Genomic DNA, 19901 nt, shown 5'->3' with positions numbered 1-19901 from the left:
AGTATTCGCAAAATAATGAAGATAGAGGGGAAACGTTCATGAAAAAAACAGTTCGTGTCGTAGGGGCAGTTATATTCGACAATCAAAATCGCGTGTTGTGTGCACTTCGGTCGAATACGATGTCACTCCCTAACCTTTGGGAATTTCCGGGTGGAAAAGTTGAAAAAGGGGAGAAGGAAGAAGAAACATTAGTCAGAGAAATTCATGAGGAATTAGGATGTACGATTCAAGTGCATGAAAAAATTGAAGAAGTGCATTACGAATATCCTCAAGTTATTGTCAATTTACTGACATATAAAGCAACAATTATTGAGGGAGAACCGAAAGCGAAAGAACATGCTGAATTAAGATGGGTGCCACTCCAAGACTTAAAATCTCTTGAATGGGCACCCGCAGATATTCCGACTGTAGACGTTTTATTAGCGAATAAAGTCAATATATAAATCTTCCGGCACGGGATGATGTAGGCGCCATGTGATGCTCATCGGCTTATCTCCGTAGCTTGATACATAATCGACTTCGCCGAGATAAGTGAATGGCAATGTCATTCCGTGCATGTCTTCAAACTTTCGCACAAATAGGTGAATATGAATTCCAAGTTCTTTATGACGAATAAAATTTTGTCCGACAGAAGAGCGATGAGACGTTTGATTTTGGCTTTGCCAATGAAAATGTTTTTGGTCGAGAAAATAATCTTTATAATGTAAATGTTCTTTCACTCTTTCCGATTTATTTAAATTGACGAACAGTAAATAATGATTTCTAACTTTACTTACTCCTTCTCGCCACGATCCTTCTTTTACCCCTGCTTCAAATAAGAAAATTAAATCGTTTCTCGTATAGTTTTGATAAAGAGTAAGCTTTTCCCCTTTAGATAAAAATCTTTCAGGACGATACGTTCTCCTAAATTCAATAAGTCCGTAATCTATACGGTCTTTCATGTAATTGAAAAACTGTTGGTTTTCTGTTAACGCAAGAATGTCGTCATTCAATATAAATTGGCGCCCATTTCGTTGTCCAAACGCCCATTTTTGTTTTTTATACGGCAATGATAGGCGGTCCATCGATTGCATAATCATTTTTTCGTGTTTTTCTAATGGCACATCTACAGCAAATTTTTTCGAAAGTTGCTTTACGACATCTTCACAAGACACAACTTTTTGTAAAAAAGCTAATTGCAACACAGCAAAATCGTAGGGCCATTTGATCGGAAGTTGATTTTCTAGCCGTTCAACGCACTCACACATCAATGGGTGGTGTAAAATCATTTGGTCAAGCTCGTTTATATCATTCATTTTTTCTTTTGTTTTGACCCATGAACGATACTTATATATGAAAAACGTTAAGCTTGGCGATTGCTCGTAATATAAAAAATCTAATATTTCTGGTGAGCGCCCAAGCTCATTTTTAAATTGTTGATATAGCATTTTTAACATATCTGTCGAGTTCATTTTAATGGAGTCAATGCGATCTAAAATTTCTCTTTGTGTCACAGGATCTAAATCGACATATGCGCCGCCTGGTAGATCGGCAAATTCATGTGTAATTGCAACACGAAGAGAATCTTTATCAAACGCTTTGTCGTTCAGTTGTCCAGCTAGAGAGAGCGGAATCATAAACGATTTTTGATAATTTCCTACAAAGTCTAAAATCGTTACAAATTCTTTTCCGGTTACTTTTCTTAATCCCCTCCCTAATTGTTGAATAAATACGGTTGATGACTCGGTAGGTCTTAAAAATAATAAAAGATTTAGACTTGGGATATCAATTCCTTCGTTAAAAATATTTACGGTAAAGATTAGTTCAAGCGGATCGTTAGGATTTTCTAGTTTTTTAATGACCTGTTCGCGATATTCAACGCTATGTTCACCAGTTAAGTATGTTGTGCAATATCCGCGTTTATTAAATTGTTCGCTCATATATTTTGCATGTTCAATATTTACGCAAAACGCAAGCCCAATGATACGATCACCATCGTAACCATATGTACGAATCATTTCGATAATAAAATCTGTTCGTTCATTTGTTTTTAAAGCTTTCACAAGCGATGCTTCATCAAACATGCCATTTTTTAATGGAATTTGACTATAGTCTACTGTACGATCTGAAATGCCAAAGTAGTGAAATGGTGCGAGCAACTGTGCTTCTAACGCTTCTCGTAAGCGTATTTCATATACGACATTATGGTCACAAATCGCTAAAACGTCTCTTCCATCCATTCTTTCTGGTGTTGCTGTTAAGCCGAGTAAAAATTTTGGTTGGAAATAACGAATCACTTTTTGATATGTAGGTGCTTCGGCATGATGAAATTCATCGATAATGATATAGTCAAATTCATGTTGCTCAAAATGTTGCAACGTTTCATCTTTAGATAGCGATTGAACGGTGCTAAATAAATACGGTTTATGGAATTGTTTCACTGTCCCTGTAATTTTCCCGAATAGATGATCGTTACCTAGTACATGTTTGAACGTTTCAATTGCCTTGTCTAGCAATTCTTCACGATGAGCGATAAATAAAAGCTTTTTTGGATTATATGCTTTTACGTCAAAAGCTGCTAAATACGTTTTTCCAGTTCCAGTAGCAGCGATAATGACTCCTTTTGTATTACCACTTTTTCTTGTGTGTTCAAGGTTTTTTAATGCTTTTTTCTGCATATCATTCGGTTTCACACTTGATGTAACGATATATTCTTCTTTCGACTCAGCAGCTAAAGGTTTGTTTTCTTCTCTCATTGTTTGTTGTTTATATTTTTGAATGAAGGCGTGATCAAGAGAAATCGTATCTGTATGATCCCATATTTTCCCAAACATTTGCTTTGTATGCTCATAAATGGGTAAAAAGCTTGTATCCGGCAGCTTTACATTTAGCTCATGTCCGTTAATAAGGGCCGAGTGTGAAATGTTTGATGAGCCTATGATTACTGTATTTAATCCTGAACGTCGATGGAACATGTACGCTTTCGTATGAAAAGACTGTTGTTGCGTATCGATTATTTTTACTTGTACGTTAGAAAATTGCATTAGTTTTTCAAGCGCTTTTGGTTCTGTAATGCCTAGATAGGTCGATGTGATAATGCGTACAGGAATACGTTCTTTTTCAAGCATAAGTAATGGACGAATCAATAATTGTAGTCCTGACATCCGAATGAAGCTAACCATCAAATCAACGGAATCAGCTGTCAGCATTTCATATTTTAATGTTTTGAAAAAGTTTTTCATTGTATGTTTGTCATTATATAGTAAGTGTAATCTAGATAAGAAAAAGTCCTCTATAATTGGTATTTCTCGTTGTCCATATGTGTATGTAATCATAGAGAGCGGCAAAGAAAAAGAATCGTTGTTATTTGATACTAATGTAGAAATGTGTTGAGTTAATTGAATGATTTCATCAAAACGGTTTTCTTCAGCCAAAGTTTTTAACTTATGAGCGAGTTGTTTGGCGGAATGAAGAACGAGAACTTCAATATAATCTTTCGGTGATAGACGCTGTATAACGCTTGCATCAGGATATTGTTTAGCAAGAAGTTGTAGTTCCTCGAAAAAACTTTTATCCATAAATAAAACCACCTAACGAATGTTTTATAAAATTTTACCATGATATATGTAGATATTCCATTATTATGTTGAAAATGGAAGGGGAGTATTCTGCTTTTTAAAGCAGGAATGATGTTTGTGTCGTCGAGAAAAGTATATGATAAAGTTGAAAGGAGGGAAATATATTGAACGCCAACTGGAATTTTGACAATAGCTATGCTCGTTTACCCGAGCGATTTTTTACGAAAATACGTCCGACGCCTGTCAGTGATCCAGCGCTTGTTGTGCTTAATCGTTCGCTTGCGGATGAGCTTGGGTTATGTGCGGAGGCGTTAGCGGGCGAAGAAGGAGTGGCGGTGTTTGCAGGAAACAGTATTCCGGAAGGGGCCGAGCCGTTAGCGCAGGCGTATGCCGGGCATCAGTTTGGCCATTTTAATATGCTTGGCGATGGGCGCGCCATTTTACTTGGCGAGCATGTGACGCCAAACGGAGAGCGGGTTGATATTCAACTGAAAGGGTCGGGGCGGACGCCGTATTCGCGCGGGGGAGATGGACGTGCGGCGCTTGGACCGATGCTTCGTGAGTATATCATTAGCGAGGCGATGCATGCCCTTCGTATTCCGACGACAAGAAGTTTAGCGGTCGTGACGACAGGGGAAGTCGTCATCCGTGACAAGGAACTTCCAGGGGCGATTTTGACGCGTGTGGCAGCGAGCCATTTACGTGTTGGAACGTTTCAATATGCGGCGCGTTTTTTATCAAAAGAGGAGTTACAGGCGTTAGCGGATTATGCGATAAAGCGACATTATCCGAACGGTGAACATGCGCCAAACCGCTATCTTTTTTTCCTTGAAGAAGTGATGAAAAAGCAGGCGGCGCTTGTTGCGAAATGGCAATTAGTCGGATTTATTCATGGAGTGATGAACACGGATAATATGACGGTTAGCGGAGAAACGATTGATTATGGACCGTGTGCGTTTATGGACGTGTACGATCCGACGACAGTATTTAGTTCCATTGACACGCAAGGGCGGTATGCGTATGGAAATCAGCCGTACATTGCTGGGTGGAACATCGCCCGCTTTGCAGAAAGCCTTTTGCCGCTTTTACATGACGAAGAAGAAAAAGCAATCGAGCTTGCGCAAAAAGTAATCGCACAATTTCCAACGCTATATGAAACGTATTGGCTGCAAGGGATGCGCGCAAAACTTGGGCTTTGGACGGAAGAAGAGGAAGATAAAAAGCTTATCGGGGAGTTGCTGCATCTTATGTACACATATCGCGCCGATTATACGAATACGTTTCGCGCGTTGACGATAAATGAATGGGAGTTTTGCGAACAAGAGTTTCGCGACTGGCATACACGTTGGCAACAAAGAATGGCCCGTCAAGATATGACGAAAGATGAAGTGTACGAACGGATGCGACAACACAATCCGGCGATTATTCCGCGCAACTATCGCGTGGAAGAAGCGCTTGCGGCAGCGGCTGAGCATGGGGATGATACGGTCATGGAGCGACTACTTGACGTGTTGAAACATCCGTATGCGTACACGAAAGAACAAGAACAATATGCCAAGCCTCCAGCACCGTCTGACCGCCCGTATAAAACATTTTGTGGGACGTAGAAAAGCTCAAGGGTCACTTGAGCTTTTTAAAATCCTGCGAGATGTTTGGCATATGCGAGCGGATTGAAAAACGTTCGTTCAATTGTTTGACGATGACTAATATACAACATAGAAAACGTCCCTTTTCTTATTGGAAAGGGATGTTGTTACGTTGTAATATAAGGAAAGAAAGGGGGAGAAAGATTGTTTCCGTTTTTGCACGACAACGTATACATAAAGATAAAGCTTTCAAAAGGAACGGTTGTTTTTCGAGAAGGGGATATGTGTGAGCATGTCGCTTTTATCGTCTCTGGTGTCATTCGGGTTGCAAAAATAGGGGAGAATGGGAAGGAAGTAAATTTATATCGCGTTTGTCGTGGAGAGTCATGTGTATTGACTATTTCCAGTTTGTTGTCACATTCACCTTTTCCTGCGACGGCGATTGTGGAAGAAGATGTGGAAGCACTAATTGTCCCGAAACATACGTTTGCGAAGATGATGACAACAAATGTTGAACTACAAACGTTCGTTTATGACATGATGATGAATCGTTTTATGACGATGATGCAAATGATTGAGCACATCGTATTTGAAAAAATGGATAAGCGTTTAATCGAGTTTTTGCTTACACGATGCGACAACAGCAAGACAAACATGATCGAGATGACGCATGAACATATTGCTGTGGAACTTGGAACGGCACGCGAAGTCGTCAGCCGAATATTAAAGCAACTTGAGCGTGACGGATACGTTCAACTGGCGCGTGGAAAAGTAAAAATTGTAGACAAAGAAAGATTGTGTGACAAATTTGCAACAATGTGACTTTATCACAGAACGTTTCCTTTTTTTCTTCTATGATTAAAGAGAGATGAGAAGAGGGGAGGAAAAAAGATGAAAGCAAATGTTGGTTCCGTCGATCGTATGATTCGCTTCATATTAGGTATTGCACTATTAGGATTATTTTTTCTTGAGGGAAATATAAAATATGTCGGCATTTTAGGAATTGTTCTTATCGCTACGGCATTTATGAGATTTTGTCCACTTTACGTTCCGTTTCGGATTAATACGACGAAGAAATAGCTCTACTCATTTTAGTTGAAATTAAATAAGAAGGCGCCTTCAGGACGCCTTCCTTAATCTACTTTTAACACAACGCGACCGTTAATTTGTCCTTTTAACATACGATCGAATACATCGTTAATGTTTTCAAGCGGTTGAACTTCGACAATTGTTTTTACTTTTCCTTCTGCCGCAAATTGAAGCGCTTCTTGCAAGTCTTTACGCGTACCAACGATTGAACCGATAATTCTTACTCCATTTAAAACGGTATCAAAAATTGGTACAGGCATTTCTTCTGGCGGTAATCCGACAAGTACGCAAGCGCCGCCGCGACGAATTGCTTTATAGGCTGATTCGAATGCTGCTTTCGAAACAGCAGTGACGACAGCTGCATGCACGCCACCAACTTTTTCTTTCATCCATTGCGCGGCGTCTTCATGTTTTGGATTGACGACAAGATCAGCTCCCAACTGTTTAGCTAACTCAAGTTTTTCATCGCCTAAATCGACAGCAACGACGTTTAGCCCCATCGCCTTTGCATATTGAACAGCGACGTGTCCGAGGCCGCCAATACCGTAAATTGCTACCCACTCACCAGGTTTTGCACCTGTTACTTTTAAAGCTTTATATGTTGTTACGCCAGCGCAAAAGATTGGAGCAGCTTCTTCAAATGATAAGTTATCAGGAATTTTCACGACATAATCAGCTGCAGCACGACAATATTCAGCGTAACCACCGTCAACCGAATATCCAGCGTTTTGTTGATGCTCACATAATGTTTCTTGTCCGCTTAAGCAATAATCACAATGGCCGCAGGCGGAATAAAGCCAAGGGATACCGACGCGATCTCCGACTTTTAAGTGCGTCACCCCTGGTCCGACTTCTTCGATGACACCAACGCCTTCATGTCCAGGAATGAGCGGTAGTTTTGGCTTTACAGGCCAGTCGCCATGTGCGGCATGCAAGTCTGTATGACATACTCCACACGCTTTAATGCGCACTAGCACCTCTCCATATGAAATTGTTGGTTTTTCTACTTCTTTAATTTTTAATGGTTCTTTAAATTGTTCCACAACTGCAGCTTTCATAATTATAATCCTCCTTCTGAGTGAAAAGGGATTTTTTGGTCTATGCATATTTAATGTAACATGTATTAAATTTGTTAAAAATATCATAAACAAACTGTTCGAAAAAATGTAAAAGTTTTTTAGATAAAAAGGTAAATTTTTATTTGTTATCTTGACGAAGTAAAATGTTACCCTTTTGATCACAAATCACTACTTCCTTTTTCCTAGTTGTTGTGTTAAGATAAAAATGTCAAAAATTGAATAATCGGCAAACTACTCGAAAGGGTAGGGCGCAAAGCTATAGGGGCTACGTCTATTGTATAGATATGCCAGCCAGTTGCCCTTCTTATAAGGAAATGATAAGAAGGTTTTACTGTCGAACGATAGCTGCCTATGTATTTGTTTTTTAGGCAGCTTTTATTTTTATTAACATAGGAGGATGAAGACAGCATGAAGGTAACAGTCAGAAAAAAATTAGTGGCGACGTTTCTTTCGGTATTATTGTTGTTTATTGTTGTAAGTATGCTTACATATAATCGGCTAGAGACAATTGATCAACAATATTCAGAAGCGATGAACAAAGGATTTGAACGAATTACGCTCGTGACAAATATGCAAAATGCGATGTTACGCGAACAAATTGCTGTGCGGGGGTATTTAATTAATGGAAAGCCGGAAAGCTTAACCGCATTTGAGCAAGCAGCGAGCGAGTTTACAGATAACCAAGAGATGATTGCATCATTACAACTAGAAAATGAGGCAAAACAAGAGGTTGATCGTCTAGTAAAAGCAGAGCAAGAGTATCGCGACATTGCGAAACAAGCGATAGAGTTTAAAAAGCAAGGTCAAATGGATGAAATTTCACGGATTATGAAAGAGCGAGGAAATGCGATTACGGTTGAAGTGACAGAGGCAGGAGAACAAGCGCGTGCGACGCAAGTGAAGCATTTGCAGCAAATGAGTGAAACGTTGTCTGAACAAGCGAAAGACATGAAGTATACGACGCTTATTACAATCGGTATCTCTTTTCTTGTTAGTATGGCCTTAGCTTTATATATGAGCGAAAAAATTTCAAGACCTGTTCAACAAATTTCTGAACATGCCGAAAAAATTGCACACGGCGATTTGTCAGTTGATGATATTCATGTAGCAAATCGTGATGAAATTGGTAAATTAGCAAAATCGTTTAACCAAATGGTTCACAATTTAAAACAGCTTATTCAACAAGTAAGCACAGCGACTGAGCATGTGTCTGCTTCCGCCCAAGAGTTGATGGCAAGTGCTGAACAGGCAAGCGCAGCGACAGAAGAGGTGACGACAGCGATTCAAGAAGTAGCCCAAGGAGCAGAAATGCAAGGAAAACATGCGGAGGAGAGTTCGCAAGCGATCGGTGAAATGGCGGCAGGAATTGAGCGAATGGCTCAAACAGCAACCGTCGTGGCGAACTCCGCAACAGAAACGACAAAACAAGCTACTGTTGGCCAGCAATATTTACAACAAGTTGTGACGCAAATGAATACGATTAACGAATCAACAAACGAAACAAATGTAGTTATTAAAGAGTTAGATGAGAAGTCGGCCCAAATTGGAAAAATTGTTGACGTCATCGTCGGCATTGCTGAACAAACGAATTTATTAGCACTTAACGCAGCGATTGAAGCGGCACGTGCCGGAGAACACGGAAAAGGATTTGCGGTTGTGGCGGATGAAGTGCGTAAACTCGCAGAGCAATCTCGCGAATCGGCAAATCAAATTGCGCAATTAATTGAGATGATTCAACAAAACACCGGTTATGTTGTGCAAATTGTCGGCAAAGGAACGGAAGAAGTGAAACAAGGAACAAAATTAGTGGAGCAGACAGGAACGTTCTTTGGGCAAATTTTGCGTTCCATTGAACAAGTGAATGCACAAATCCAAGAACTATCAGCGATTTCAGAGCAAATGTCAGCAGGCGTTCATCAAGTGCATGCTTCAATGGATGAAGTATCGTCTATTGCGAAACGGTTTGTTGAACGGACGGCCGAAATTTCTGCTTCTTCTGAAGAGCAGCTTGCTTCAAGTGAAGAAGTGACATCTGCCGCTACATCTTTAGCTGAAATGGCGGAGCAATTACGCAATGCTGTCGCAACGTTTAAAGTATAAAGAAGTCTCTTGATTATAAGGGGAAGCGAGAGTATGTTATCGGTGACGATCTTTATATGTGGAGCGATATAGTTCCTCTTTGCTTTTTAATGAATACCATTGTCCAACGGAAAGCGACAAAATCATGAAAATTGCACCGATTGCAAAACCTATACGGTAATAACCGAGAAAAAATAGTAAGAAAGACATCACTAACGTTGTAATAAGTACGATAAGCAAAATGTTTTTTCCTTTTTCTTTTCCCATATCGTTTCTCCCTCTCTGTTTGTATTATAACAAGAATATGTCACTATTAAAATGCACATGTGGATCAACAAAGGTGTCCCGTCATGATGTTGGGACACCTTTCCTTTTACCGATGATTTTTTTCTTTTTGGCTTTGGCGAATGTTAGCTGCTTCAGCGCGTGCTTGTGCTTCTAAATCCTCATGATCGGCAAGTTCTGCAGAAAACTTGACATCATGTCCGTCTGGTTTGATCGGTTTTGGCACTTCCATCCCTCCTTATTGCTCATCTCACTAGTAGCATGTGATGAACAATGGAAAAAATGAATGGCGAATGTTGTTAATGACGAGCATGTTTGTCGGTAAATCCACCGGCTTGGTCTGCGCGTTTAAAATCGCGGGCGTATGTCACTTCTTGTGCGCTAGAGAGCGTACTTTTTGTTTTCTCACGTTTCTTTTTGTCAGACATATGTATCCCTCACTTTTATAAAAATGTCACGTTAACATTATGAACAGAAAAATAAAAAATTATCCAAATAAAAAAACCTGTTCGTGCAGAACAGGTTACGCTTCTTTTCTTTGTTGTTCATCGTCAAGTCTTTGTTGGCGCATCGCATACAACGTATAGTTGTCCTTTGAAATTTCATATAAGTTATATATATCTTCGCCTTGGTTTATTGCTTCCCATAATTGCTTTCTCGTTTCATTAGCAAGGGTGACATAAGGAAGTTTTTCAGCGGCTTTTGTGGAGCGGACGTTGACTTTGCGAATGCGCATGAAGATCGTGTTGATGGAACGTTCGTAAAACAGTTCATTAAAGAAGGCGTCTTTAGCTATTTGATTGTACCCTTTTCCATGATACGGCTTGCCAAGCCATGTGCCTAAAAAACCAGCGCCATCTTCAATGTCAAATAAGTTAATCGTTCCAATCGGATTGCCCCACTCATCTAAAATGGTGCGCGAAATGAGTTCACCGCGTTCTTCGGCTTCAATCGTTTGCTTCGTTATAAACAAAAACTCCTCGTATGAATATGCTTTATGGCGCACGAAAGGGAAGACGTCTGGGTGCACCATAAGCTCGTATAACGCTTGACAATCTTGTAGTTCGCGTTTTTTTAACATCGAATCTCCCTCCATTCACGAGGGCAGTCGACCATAGGGAACGAGCCACCCTCGAAATTTTTTAATTTATGCAAATCAAAAAATTTCGGGGTGGGAATCGAACCCACTAGAACCAGCGCATGGCTGGTGGCGCACCATTTGCCTTCCCTTACTGTCGCATCGATATATAGTTTTGAACGTATATTTCGCATATAACCTTTTATATCATACTTGAAACGGTGTAAAAAATAAATAGTTTTTTTATTAATTTTTTTTGTATATTATTTCCCCATTAATCATTGTAAATATAGGGGTTGCAATATAATGAAACGGATGATAATTCCAAACGACAATATCGGCATCTTTTCCAACCTCTAAACTGCCGACACGGTCGTCTACTCCTAAATTACGTGCTGGTAAAATTGTAATTCCTTCGAGCGCTTTTTGTTCATCAAGTCCTTCACGAACAGCAATTGCAGCACAAATGTGTAAATATTGAATTGGCGTGTACGGGTGGTCTGTAGTAATAGAGACGTGAACACCTGCATCACATAAAATTTTGTACGTTTTCCAACTTTTATTTTTAAGTTCTACTTTGGATCGGCGTGTCAATGTTGGTCCGACGGAAACTTGCAAGTTTCGTCCTTGTAGCTCCTCAGCGATTAAATGTCCTTCTGTACAATGTTCGATCCGTAAATCAAGCCCAAACTCATCCGCTAGGCGAATAGCGGACAAAATATCATCGGCGCGATGGGCGTGAACACGAATCGGAATTTCACGATTTAATGCTTGAATGATCGGGATTGTGCGAAAATCGTGCGGCCAATCGCTATATTTTGCGTTGTAAAACGTTTCGCGAAGCATTCCCATAATGCCCATGCGCGTGAGCGACTCTTTATTCCCTTGACTATGCATTCGTTTCGGATTTTCACCGAGTGCGATTTTTAACCCAGCTGGCTGTTTAATAATCATGTTTTCGACGTTTTTCCCATACGTCTTAATGACTGCCGTCGTTCCCCCGATGACATTCGCGCTTCCAGGCATAATATGAACCGTCGTAATGCCGTGTTCGATCGCATCTCGAAAGCCGGGATCGAGCGGATATACGCTATCAATGGCACGCACATGAGGAGTCATCGTTTCAATTGTTTCATTTGCATCGTTACCTGCCCATCCAGTTCCTTCATCATACAAACCGAGATGTGTATGCACATCAATGAAACCAGGGAAAACATATTTTCCTGATACATCGATCACTTCTGTTCCGTCATGAACAGGAAGGTCATAACCAATATCTGTGATTTTTCCATTCTCAATACGTACATCTGCTCCCTTCATTGGAGGGGAGGTGATTGGATATACGATCCCATATTTAAGCAATATGCTTTTCATGCCAAGAAGCTCCTTTATTTCTTTTTCGTATAGTGTATTCGTCACGATTTTAGTATGTTCGCTAGCGCTTGATCAATAGTGGGAAATGAAAAATGATATCCTGCTTGAAGAAGTTTTTCTGGGATTACGCGCTGTCCTTCTAGCAGAAGTATGCTCATTTCCCCTAACAACACTTTTAGAACGAAGGATGGAACTGGGAGCCAATGTGGACGTTGTAATACGTTTGCGACTGCTTTCCCGAACTTTTCCATCGTTACAGGATGTGGAGCAGTGACGTTAATCGGACCCGATATGTTTTTATGTCGAATCGAAAAATCAATTGCGCCAATGACATCGTCCATATGAACCCATGACATCCACTGATTACCTTGTCCAATCGTTCCTCCAATGAACCATTTGTAAGGAAGAACGATGCGAGGAAGGGCCCCACCGTCTCCTCCTAAAATAATGCCAAAACGCATAAACACGGTTCGTACGCCGAGCGCTTCCATGCGCCGTCCAGCTTCTTCCCATCGTTTGACGGTTTGAGCTAAAAAGTCTGTTCCTGTCGTTTCATTTCGCTCTGTAAACGTCTGATCAAGCGACGTGCCATAAATGCCAATAGCGCTCGCTTGAATGACAACGCTCGGCTTTTGTTTCATATTGGTGATAAGGTCATATATCGCGTTTGTTGCTTGTAATCGACTTTCTACAATGGCTCGCTTTCTCGCTTCGTTCCATCGTCCGCTATTAATCGATTCACCAGCTAAATTAATGACAATATCGATCGAAGGTAATTGCTCGATAGGATTTACCGTTAGCCATTGTATATAATGAACATACGGATCGCTCTCCCGCTTTTGAGCGTTTCGCGTTAATATATACATATGATGGCCATTTTGTGTAAAATATGTCGTCAATGCTTTACCGACAAATCCGGTTCCTCCAGCAATTAAAATATTCATTATTTTCCCTCCTTTCCTTATATTATGCGTTTTTTAAAAAGAAAAAGAAAGAAAAGGTGTGTTTAACGATGCGAATTGAAAAAATTGAGGTGGATAAGAAAAATGCTGAACGTTTTTACGTTCATCTTGTCAAAGAAGATGGAGAGAAACAACTCGTTTCTGTGGATCAAGACGTATTGATTGAGTATCGGCTGAAAAAAGGAATGACAGTAACAGAAAAGCAATGGATGGAAATGATAAAAAAAGATGACGAAACACAAGCATATAAGATGGCGCTTCGTTTTTTAGCTTACCGTATGCGTTCGAAACAAGAAGTTACGGATTATTTAGAAAAAAAAGGGGTAGATCGTGGGGCGATTGAACGAGTAATGGGGAAGCTACAAAATGAGCGATATATCGACGATGAACAATTTGCACATGCGTACGTGCAAACGCAAGTAAATACGACGATGAAAGGACCTTATGTCATTTATAAAGAACTGATAGATAAAGGAATATGTGAAGATACGATTGCGAAAGCGATGGAGCGTTATACGGAAGAGATGCAACAGGATAAAGCGATGAAGTGGGTTGAAAAAGTAAATAAACAATCAAAAAGACGATCATATCAAGAACAAAAAGCGTATATAGCGCAACTGTTGCATATGAAAGGTTTTCCTGTTCATATCATTGAGAGGGTAAAGCAACAGATCACTTTAAACGATGAAGAACAATGGGAAGCGCTCGTATATCATGGAGAAAAAGCACATCGTCGCTATGAAACATATGACCGCTATACGTACGAACAAAAAATGAAACAAGCACTGTACCGAAAAGGGTTTCCGATTTCGTTAATTGAGAAATTTTTGGAAAAGAAAAAGGAGGATTAATTCCTCCTATTCAACGATGATTTCTGGTTGGCGTTTATATTCATTTACGATCGTTTCGGCTACTTGTTTTGGGGAGCGAAGACGAGAGCGATCTTGAATATGGTTACAATCGTCCCAAAACGGCGTGTTCATCCCACCCATATATACAGCGGTGACGGCAACATTCGTTTCTGCAAGCTCCTTCACAAGACTTTCGCTAAATCCGCGTACGGCGAATTTACTTGCAACGTACACACTTTCGTTGACTTTGCCACGCAACCCAGCTGTCGAAATAATGTTCATCATATTTGCTTCTGGCAACGTCTTAAAATACGGAAGAAACGCTTTTGTCATATATATTGTGCCTTTGACGTTAATGTCGATCATTTCATGAATATGTTGTTCCGTCATTTGTTCAAGCGGTCCGAAATAGCCGACGCCTGCATTGTTAATGAGCATCGTTACGTTATGCTTCTGACAAAGCATTTCCGCTGCTTTATGCACTTGTTCATTATTTGTAATATCAAGCGAAAAAGCAACTGCCTTCCCTCCAAAAGATTCAATTTGTCGTTGGACAGATTGTAGTGGCTCCTTTCTTCTCCCGACTAAAATGATTTCGTACCCTCGTTGTGCATATAAAAGGGCAAGTTCTTTTCCGAGACCCGTTCCAGCCCCTGTGATAATGATACTTTCCATTACTTTCATCCTTTCGCACGTCATATATTCACAACAATATGGAAAACGTATACATTAAGTAGTTGTCAAGAAGTAGTCAAATGTAATTGTGAATATATGCACAAACATATGGTATAATGTCTTATGTCATTATATTACAACAAAGAAAGGGGAACAATATGAGCTTTTTACAAGTGATTACAGCTTCTACACCAGTATTAGCTGTCTTTCTTTTTCTCGTTTTATTGCGTTTACCAGCGGCAAAAGCGATGCCGATTAGTTTTCTTATTACTGTTATGTTATCGTTATTTGTTTGGAAAATGCCCGGCATTCAAGTGGCAGCTGCAACGATTGAAGGGGTAATTGTAGCCATTTCAATTTTATGGATTATTTTCGGTGCGATTTTGTTGTTAAATACGTTGACGAAAAGTGGAGCGATGGATACGATTCGAAGCGGATTTTTAGGCATTACGCGCGACCGACGTGTGCAAGTCATTATTATCGCCTGGTTGTTTGGTGCGTTTATTGAAGGGGCAGCAGGATTTGGAACGCCTGCAGCCATCGGGGCTCCACTTCTTGTTGCTTTAGGGTTTCCGCCACTTGCTGCGGTTGTCGTTGCCCTTGTCGCAGATAGTAGTCCTGTTTCGTTCGGTGCAGTCGGAACACCGATTATTGTCGGGGTAGATCAAGGGCTTCGTGAAGGAAATTCCGTTGCTGAACAAGTGCAACAAGTGATCGGCACAGCCGATTTATCTTCGTTCCTTCAAACGCTCGCAAAACAAGCAGTGTCATTTGACATTGTAATCGGTACGTTCATTCCGCTTATTTTAGTGCTTATTTTAACGCGTTTTTTTGGAGAAAATCGTTCGTGGAAAGAAGGATTTGAAATTTGGAAGTTTGCTTTATTTGCGGGGCTTAGCTTTACACTTCCAGCATTTCTCGTTGCTTCTTTTCTCGGACCAGAGTTCCCGTCCATGATCGGTGGGTTAATTGGTTTAGCGATCGTTGTCCCAGCGGCGAAAAAAGGATTTTTATTGCCGAAAGAGCCATGGGATTTTAAGAAAACAGATGAAGTACAACATGTGGCGAACGTACAAAAAAGTGAAATGCCTCTTTTACTTGCATGGATGCCGTATATTCTTGTTGCGCTTATTTTAGTGTTGACAAGGTTACAAAACTTGCCGTTAAAAGCATGGTTACGTTCTGTGAAAATACAGTTTAACAACATTTTAGGAACGAACATTAGCACATCAATTGAACCGTTATATTTGCCAGGGACGATTTTCCTTGTCGTCATTCTCATCACCGTTTTTATGCATAAAATGAAACGGGAAGATGTCGTGGCGACGATGAAAGAGTCCGCATATACGTTGATCGGTAGTGCCATTGCGCTCGGAACAGCTGTGCCGATGGTGCGCATTTTTATTAACTCTAGTGTAAACGATGCAGGGCTTGCTAGTATGCCAATTGAGTTAGCATCGCTCGTCGCAGGGGGAGTGGGGGCTGCTTGGCCGCTCGTTGCTCCTTTAATCGGTTCGCTCGGTTCGTTTATTTCCGGTAGTGCCACGTTTAGTAATATGATGTTTTCTTTATTCCAATTTAGCATTGCTGATCAAATTCAAGTGCCGCATCATATCGTCATCGCTGGACAAATGTTAGGGGCGAATGCGGGCAACATGGTTTGTGTATTAAACGTTGTTGCGGCAGCTTCCGTTGTTGGTCTTGCTGGGAAAGAAGGAACGATCATTCGTATGACACTCATTCCAATGCTTTATTACGTATTGATGACTGGAATATTTAGCCTCCTCTTGATCTATGTATTTTAGCTTCACTTTATGATACGATGAAAATGAAGTTGTCATAAAGTGGAGTGGGGAGAATGGATCAAAAACGATATAGTGAAATGAACGAATGGGAATTAAAACAAGAGATCGCCACATTAACTGAAAAAGCACGAAAAGCAGAACAAATGGGAATGGTGAACGAATACGCGGTATATGAGCGGAAAATTGCCATGGCTAAAGCATACTTATTAAATCCCGATGACTTTCAACCTGGGGAATTTTACGAAATTGAAGGAGATGCGCAGTCGTTATTTAAACTTCAATATATAAACGGCGTATTCGCATGGGGGTATCGTTTAAATGATCCGCACACCGAAGTGGCGTTGCCCATTTCATTGCTAAAGAAAAGAGGTTGACACGTCCGTCAACCTCTTTTTCCATTAAATTTTCCTTTTACTTACTTCGGAATGTAAAATCATTAAACTTTGTGATTGCTGTGTTTCGCCATTTACTTGAGCGTGGGCGTGTTTCGGGTTTGCCCATGGTTGCGGGAACGGATCAGAATAGCGGTTATCATAAAATTTTTTACGCCAATGTTTACCCATTTTATTCCTCCTCGATGTCGCCTCGTTTATTGGACGCGTGCATTCGTTCTTGAGGGTGCGTATTAATCGTGCCGTTCGCACGTTTTGATGCGTACTCTGCTTTTGCGCGTGGCTCGCCTTCTAATTTTTCATTGTTTTGATTCGGAAAGCCTCGTTCTTTATTGCTCAATGTTAGTCCCCCCAGCCGTTCATTTCGTGCTTTTTGAGCACACGTATAGTATTCGTTAATAAACGTCTATTTATGAACGAGCATGGTTGCTTTAGCTTGGAATCAGTTCTAATTTTTTGCGCAATTTCTTTTCGCTAAAAATCCATCCTGTATATGAGCTAACAATGTTTAGGTCGAGATCGAGTTGGACGACGGCTACAAACGGATAATAATTTTTGCTTCGGTAACGCAAGTCGATGAAACGCACTTCATAATGATCGTTATATTCATGAATTTCCCAACGATATACGGGGGAAAAAGATAAAAATGCAGCTAAATTTTCATCTTGTTTTGCTTTTTCAATGATTGGGATGTCTGGAATCGGACATTTTTCGAATATGTCAAGTACAGCAATTGTCCCATTTTGCGCGCGCGCAACGTAAAAATGGTTTGATGTCGTCACAGCCAAATGCCATTCGTTCCATTTTATTGTCGGAACGGTAATGACTTGTTCAACATCCGGAAACATTTGTTTCAACTTGCGTTTTATTGCTTGTTGTTGACGAAAACGAATGATATAGTAACCAATGAGCACGACATATACAGCTAGAAACGTATACCCCGCATGTTGTCCGTTCAACCATAAGACGACGCCAGCTAAGTGAACAATAAAAATAAACGGATCGAACGTGTTAATGATACCGAGCGCAACCCATTTTTTTGAAAAAGGACGCAACGCTTGCGTGCCATATGAATTGAAAATATCGACAAACACGTGTACACTGACGGCGATAAATGTCCAAAGGGCTACATGAAAAAACGACGTGTCATATATATAAAAGAGAGTGACACTAATGAGCAACGTCCAAATGAACAAAGCGGGGATCGAATGCGTCATGCCACGATGATTGCGAATATATTTCGCGTTATTTTTTAGTTTAAACACGGTGTCAATATCAGGTGCTTGTGAGCCGACGAGCGTGCCGATAAGCACGGCATGCGCGAGCGTTGGATCGTTAGCGATCGTTGGATCAAATGTAGCTAATCCACCTAATGCAAACCCCATTAAAACGTGTGTACCTGTATCCAAATAAAAGGCCTCCTTTTTTCCGACTGAACTTACTTTTAGTTTACCACCTTGGAGGAATGAACGTGAAAGAAAATGTACAACAAATATTGGCTCATTTTCATATTGAGCAGTTTCAACATGATTTAATTCATTGGTTTCAAACAGAGCAACGTGATTTGCCTTGGCGAAAAGATAAAGATCCTTACAAAATATGGGTATCTGAAGTGATGCTTCAACAAACGCGAGTCGATACAGTCATTCCTTACTTTTATCAGTTTATCGAAAAGTTCCCGACTTTAGACGCGTTGGCTGAGGCGGAAGAAGAAGAAGTGTTAAAGGCGTGGGAAGGGCTCGGCTATTACTCGCGTATTCGTCATTTGCATGAAGCGGTAAAAGAAGTGAAAGAAAAGTACGGAGGATGTGTACCTGCGTCCAAAGAGCAGTTTTCTTCATTAAAAGGTGTTGGGCCGTATACGACAGGAGCGGTGTTAAGCATCGCTTACGGCATTCCTGAACCTGCGGTAGATGGAAATGTTATGCGAGTATTGTCGCGTATTTTTTATATAACAGATGATATTGCGAAAGGAAGTACACGAAAAAAGTTTGAAAACATTGTTTCCAAAATTATTTCACACGACAATCCGTCTGATTTTAATCAAGCGTTAATGGAACTTGGTGCGCTCGTTTGCACGCCGAAAAATCCGAGTTGCTTTCTATGTCCTGTTCAGCGTCATTGTCGGGCGTTTGCAGAAGGGGTAGAAACTGAGCTACCTGTAAAAACAAAAGGGAAAGCACCGAAACGTGTTTCTTTTCGTGCCATTGTGCTTATGAATGAAAAGGGAAATATACTCATTCAAAAACGCCCGCCTCGTGGGTTGTTGGCAAATTTATGGCAATTCCCAAATGATGAACATGCTCCAACACGAAACGATGAAGCATTTGTAAAAGAAATAAGTGAACGATATCATGTCGTCATTCGTTCGCTAGAGCGAATCGGTTCATTTGAGCACGTCTTTTCCCATGTTGTATGGCATATTGAAGCATATAAAGGGAACGCGCTGGAATTACAAATGGGAGATGAAACGAATAAATGGGTGACAATCGATGAGCTTAAGCAATATGCATTCCCAGTTATATATCAAAAAATATGGCAAGCGTACGAGTAAAGGCAAACGCCTTTACTCGTAAAATACGCGCGTTCCATTCGTATATGTCGCTTCGTTTCGCTGTAAACTGCCTCTTGCTTCAATTTCTTCCACAATCTCACGATGCATTGTTTGTCCCTCAACGTTTAAATACGGAGTGACTTGTTGAAGAGCATGATGAAAAAACGCTAACTCGCTATCTTTCCATTGCTGTTTAGGAATCATTTGTAAGGCCGTTAAATCGCGTCCAATATACATCGTTTTCACCTCTTTATGTAGTGTAGAAAGTGAAACAAAAAATTATTCATACGGATATTTTTTAAATAGACGGTACAAAGTAATGAGCGTGGAGGTGAGAATGATGAAGCCAAACAAAACGATTGCAGGAACAAACATTCAACATGTGAAACAGCAAAATGCTGGTCAGTACGGAACAGAGTTTTCAACTGAAACAGATGTTCAACATGTGAAACAACAAAACGCGAAAGCAGAAGCAAAGAAAAATCAATAACGGGCAAAGGGCATCGGTTTTCGTCCGATGCTCTTTTTCTTCATT

General features: G+C 40.5%; 22 protein-coding genes, 1 pseudogene and 1 riboswitch. Of the genes and pseudogenes, 10 read left to right on the top strand and 13 right to left on the bottom strand.

Annotated elements, in window-relative coordinates; all coding sequences use genetic code 11:
* The first annotated feature begins 38 nt into the window (after positions 1-38).
* Positions 39-443 (top strand): (deoxy)nucleoside triphosphate pyrophosphohydrolase, encoded by a 405-nt coding sequence (locus tag K1I43_RS11220; protein WP_026011856.1) that lies wholly within the window; start codon positions 39-41, stop codon positions 441-443.
* On the opposite strand, the gene K1I43_RS11215 is transcribed toward K1I43_RS11220, so the two are convergent.
* Positions 420-3557 (bottom strand): DUF3427 domain-containing protein, encoded by a 3138-nt coding sequence (locus K1I43_RS11215; protein ID WP_136260383.1) that lies wholly within the window; start codon positions 3555-3557, stop codon positions 420-422. The genes K1I43_RS11220 and K1I43_RS11215 overlap by 24 nt on opposite strands.
* Before the next feature lie 164 nt (positions 3558-3721).
* Here K1I43_RS11215 and K1I43_RS11210 point away from each other — a divergent pair, with 164 nt between their 5' ends.
* From K1I43_RS11210 to K1I43_RS11200, 3 genes are all read left to right on the top strand, one after another.
* Positions 3722-5164: a protein adenylyltransferase SelO gene (locus tag K1I43_RS11210; RefSeq protein ID WP_019418573.1), complete on the top strand. Its 1443-nt coding sequence runs from the start codon at positions 3722-3724 to the stop codon at positions 5162-5164.
* A 183-nt stretch (positions 5165-5347) separates the two neighbouring features.
* Entirely contained in the window at positions 5348-5965 is a 618-nt protein-coding gene (locus K1I43_RS11205; RefSeq protein WP_019418572.1) for a Crp/Fnr family transcriptional regulator, read from the top strand.
* 69 nt (positions 5966-6034) lie between these two features.
* Positions 6035-6223 (top strand): YgaP family membrane protein, encoded by a 189-nt coding sequence (locus K1I43_RS11200; RefSeq protein WP_019418571.1) that lies wholly within the window; start codon positions 6035-6037, stop codon positions 6221-6223.
* Positions 6224-6276: 53 nt separating this feature from the next.
* Here the strand turns inward: K1I43_RS11200 and adhP are convergent, their stop codons facing one another.
* Entirely contained in the window at positions 6277-7290 is a 1014-nt protein-coding gene (gene adhP, locus K1I43_RS11195; RefSeq protein WP_026011854.1) for an alcohol dehydrogenase AdhP, read from the bottom strand.
* Between the two features lie 236 nt (positions 7291-7526).
* A riboswitch (cyclic di-GMP riboswitch) is annotated at positions 7527-7614 on the top strand.
* A gap of 105 nt (positions 7615-7719) precedes the next feature.
* Here adhP and K1I43_RS11190 point away from each other — a divergent pair.
* Positions 7720-9411 carry a methyl-accepting chemotaxis protein gene (locus K1I43_RS11190; protein WP_019418569.1) on the top strand — a complete coding sequence of 564 codons (1692 nt, stop codon included), beginning with the start codon at positions 7720-7722 and terminating at the stop codon, positions 9409-9411.
* Positions 9412-9447: 36 nt separating this feature from the next.
* Here K1I43_RS11190 and K1I43_RS11185 read toward each other — a convergent pair whose 3' ends face one another.
* The 6 genes and pseudogenes from K1I43_RS11185 to K1I43_RS11160 all read right to left on the bottom strand — a co-directional run bounded on the left by K1I43_RS11185 (position 9448) and on the right by K1I43_RS11160 (position 13071).
* Entirely contained in the window at positions 9448-9657 is a 210-nt protein-coding gene (locus K1I43_RS11185; protein ID WP_009360843.1) for a hypothetical protein, read from the bottom strand.
* Positions 9658-9763: 106 nt separating this feature from the next.
* Positions 9764-9904 (bottom strand): annotated as a pseudogene (locus K1I43_RS11180) (YfhD family protein); the annotation flags it as partial.
* Between the two features lie 70 nt (positions 9905-9974).
* Positions 9975-10103: a YfhE family protein gene (locus tag K1I43_RS11175; protein ID WP_009360845.1), complete on the bottom strand. Its 129-nt coding sequence runs from the start codon at positions 10101-10103 to the stop codon at positions 9975-9977.
* A 95-nt stretch (positions 10104-10198) separates the two neighbouring features.
* A complete protein-coding gene (locus K1I43_RS11170) occupies positions 10199-10756 on the bottom strand; it encodes a GNAT family N-acetyltransferase (RefSeq protein ID WP_026011853.1) in 558 nt (185 codons plus the stop codon).
* A gap of 243 nt (positions 10757-10999) precedes the next feature.
* Positions 11000-12127 carry an amidohydrolase gene (locus K1I43_RS11165; RefSeq protein ID WP_009360847.1) on the bottom strand — a complete coding sequence of 376 codons (1128 nt, stop codon included), beginning with the start codon at positions 12125-12127 and terminating at the stop codon, positions 11000-11002.
* Between the two features lie 41 nt (positions 12128-12168).
* Positions 12169-13071, bottom strand: a complete 903-nt coding sequence (locus K1I43_RS11160) for a TIGR01777 family oxidoreductase (RefSeq protein ID WP_019418566.1) — start codon at positions 13069-13071, stop codon at positions 12169-12171.
* A 68-nt stretch (positions 13072-13139) separates the two neighbouring features.
* Between K1I43_RS11160 and recX the strand changes: the two genes are divergently transcribed.
* Positions 13140-13940: a recombination regulator RecX gene (recX, locus tag K1I43_RS11155; protein WP_019418565.1), complete on the top strand. Its 801-nt coding sequence runs from the start codon at positions 13140-13142 to the stop codon at positions 13938-13940.
* Between the two features lie 6 nt (positions 13941-13946).
* On the opposite strand, the gene K1I43_RS11150 is transcribed toward recX, so the two are convergent.
* The gene (locus K1I43_RS11150; RefSeq protein WP_026011852.1) at positions 13947-14615 is read right to left on the bottom strand and encodes an SDR family NAD(P)-dependent oxidoreductase; all 669 of its coding nucleotides are present in this window, start codon (positions 14613-14615) and stop codon (positions 13947-13949) included.
* A gap of 158 nt (positions 14616-14773) precedes the next feature.
* Between K1I43_RS11150 and K1I43_RS11145 the strand changes: the two genes are divergently transcribed.
* Both K1I43_RS11145 and K1I43_RS11140 read left to right on the top strand, forming a co-directional pair.
* A complete protein-coding gene (locus K1I43_RS11145) occupies positions 14774-16420 on the top strand; it encodes an L-lactate permease (RefSeq protein WP_009360851.1) in 1647 nt (548 codons plus the stop codon).
* A 53-nt stretch (positions 16421-16473) separates the two neighbouring features.
* The gene (locus K1I43_RS11140) at positions 16474-16794 is read left to right on the top strand and encodes a YfhH family protein (protein WP_009360852.1); all 321 of its coding nucleotides are present in this window, start codon (positions 16474-16476) and stop codon (positions 16792-16794) included.
* Positions 16795-16818: 24 nt separating this feature from the next.
* On the opposite strand, the gene K1I43_RS11135 is transcribed toward K1I43_RS11140, so the two are convergent.
* The 3 genes from K1I43_RS11135 to K1I43_RS11125 form a co-directional block, all read right to left on the bottom strand.
* Positions 16819-16983 (bottom strand): YpzG family protein, encoded by a 165-nt coding sequence (locus K1I43_RS11135; protein WP_006322047.1) that lies wholly within the window; start codon positions 16981-16983, stop codon positions 16819-16821.
* Position 16984: 1 nt separating this feature from the next.
* Positions 16985-17152, bottom strand: coding sequence for a small, acid-soluble spore protein K (locus K1I43_RS11130; protein WP_019418561.1), 168 nt, complete (start codon positions 17150-17152; stop codon positions 16985-16987).
* A 91-nt stretch (positions 17153-17243) separates the two neighbouring features.
* Entirely contained in the window at positions 17244-18221 is a 978-nt protein-coding gene (locus K1I43_RS11125) for a metal-dependent hydrolase (RefSeq protein WP_019418560.1), read from the bottom strand.
* 56 nt (positions 18222-18277) lie between these two features.
* Between K1I43_RS11125 and mutY the strand changes: the two genes are divergently transcribed.
* Complete coding sequence (mutY, locus tag K1I43_RS11120) at positions 18278-19366, top strand: A/G-specific adenine glycosylase (protein ID WP_033383629.1); 1089 nt, start codon at positions 18278-18280, stop codon at positions 19364-19366.
* A 12-nt stretch (positions 19367-19378) separates the two neighbouring features.
* Here mutY and K1I43_RS11115 read toward each other — a convergent pair whose 3' ends face one another.
* The gene (locus K1I43_RS11115) at positions 19379-19603 is read right to left on the bottom strand and encodes a hypothetical protein (RefSeq protein WP_026011850.1); all 225 of its coding nucleotides are present in this window, start codon (positions 19601-19603) and stop codon (positions 19379-19381) included.
* A gap of 100 nt (positions 19604-19703) precedes the next feature.
* Here K1I43_RS11115 and K1I43_RS11110 point away from each other — a divergent pair, with 100 nt between their 5' ends.
* The gene (locus tag K1I43_RS11110) at positions 19704-19856 is read left to right on the top strand and encodes a gamma-type small acid-soluble spore protein (protein WP_009360856.1); all 153 of its coding nucleotides are present in this window, start codon (positions 19704-19706) and stop codon (positions 19854-19856) included.
* Positions 19857-19901: the final 45 nt, after the last annotated feature.

This window comes from Anoxybacillus sp. ST70 (genome assembly GCF_019553625.1).
Lineage (GTDB): Bacteria > Bacillota > Bacilli > Bacillales > Anoxybacillaceae > Anoxybacillus > Anoxybacillus gonensis.
The sequence above is the reverse complement of the archived record's forward strand: the minus strand, read 5'-3'. Positions and strand labels throughout refer to the sequence as shown.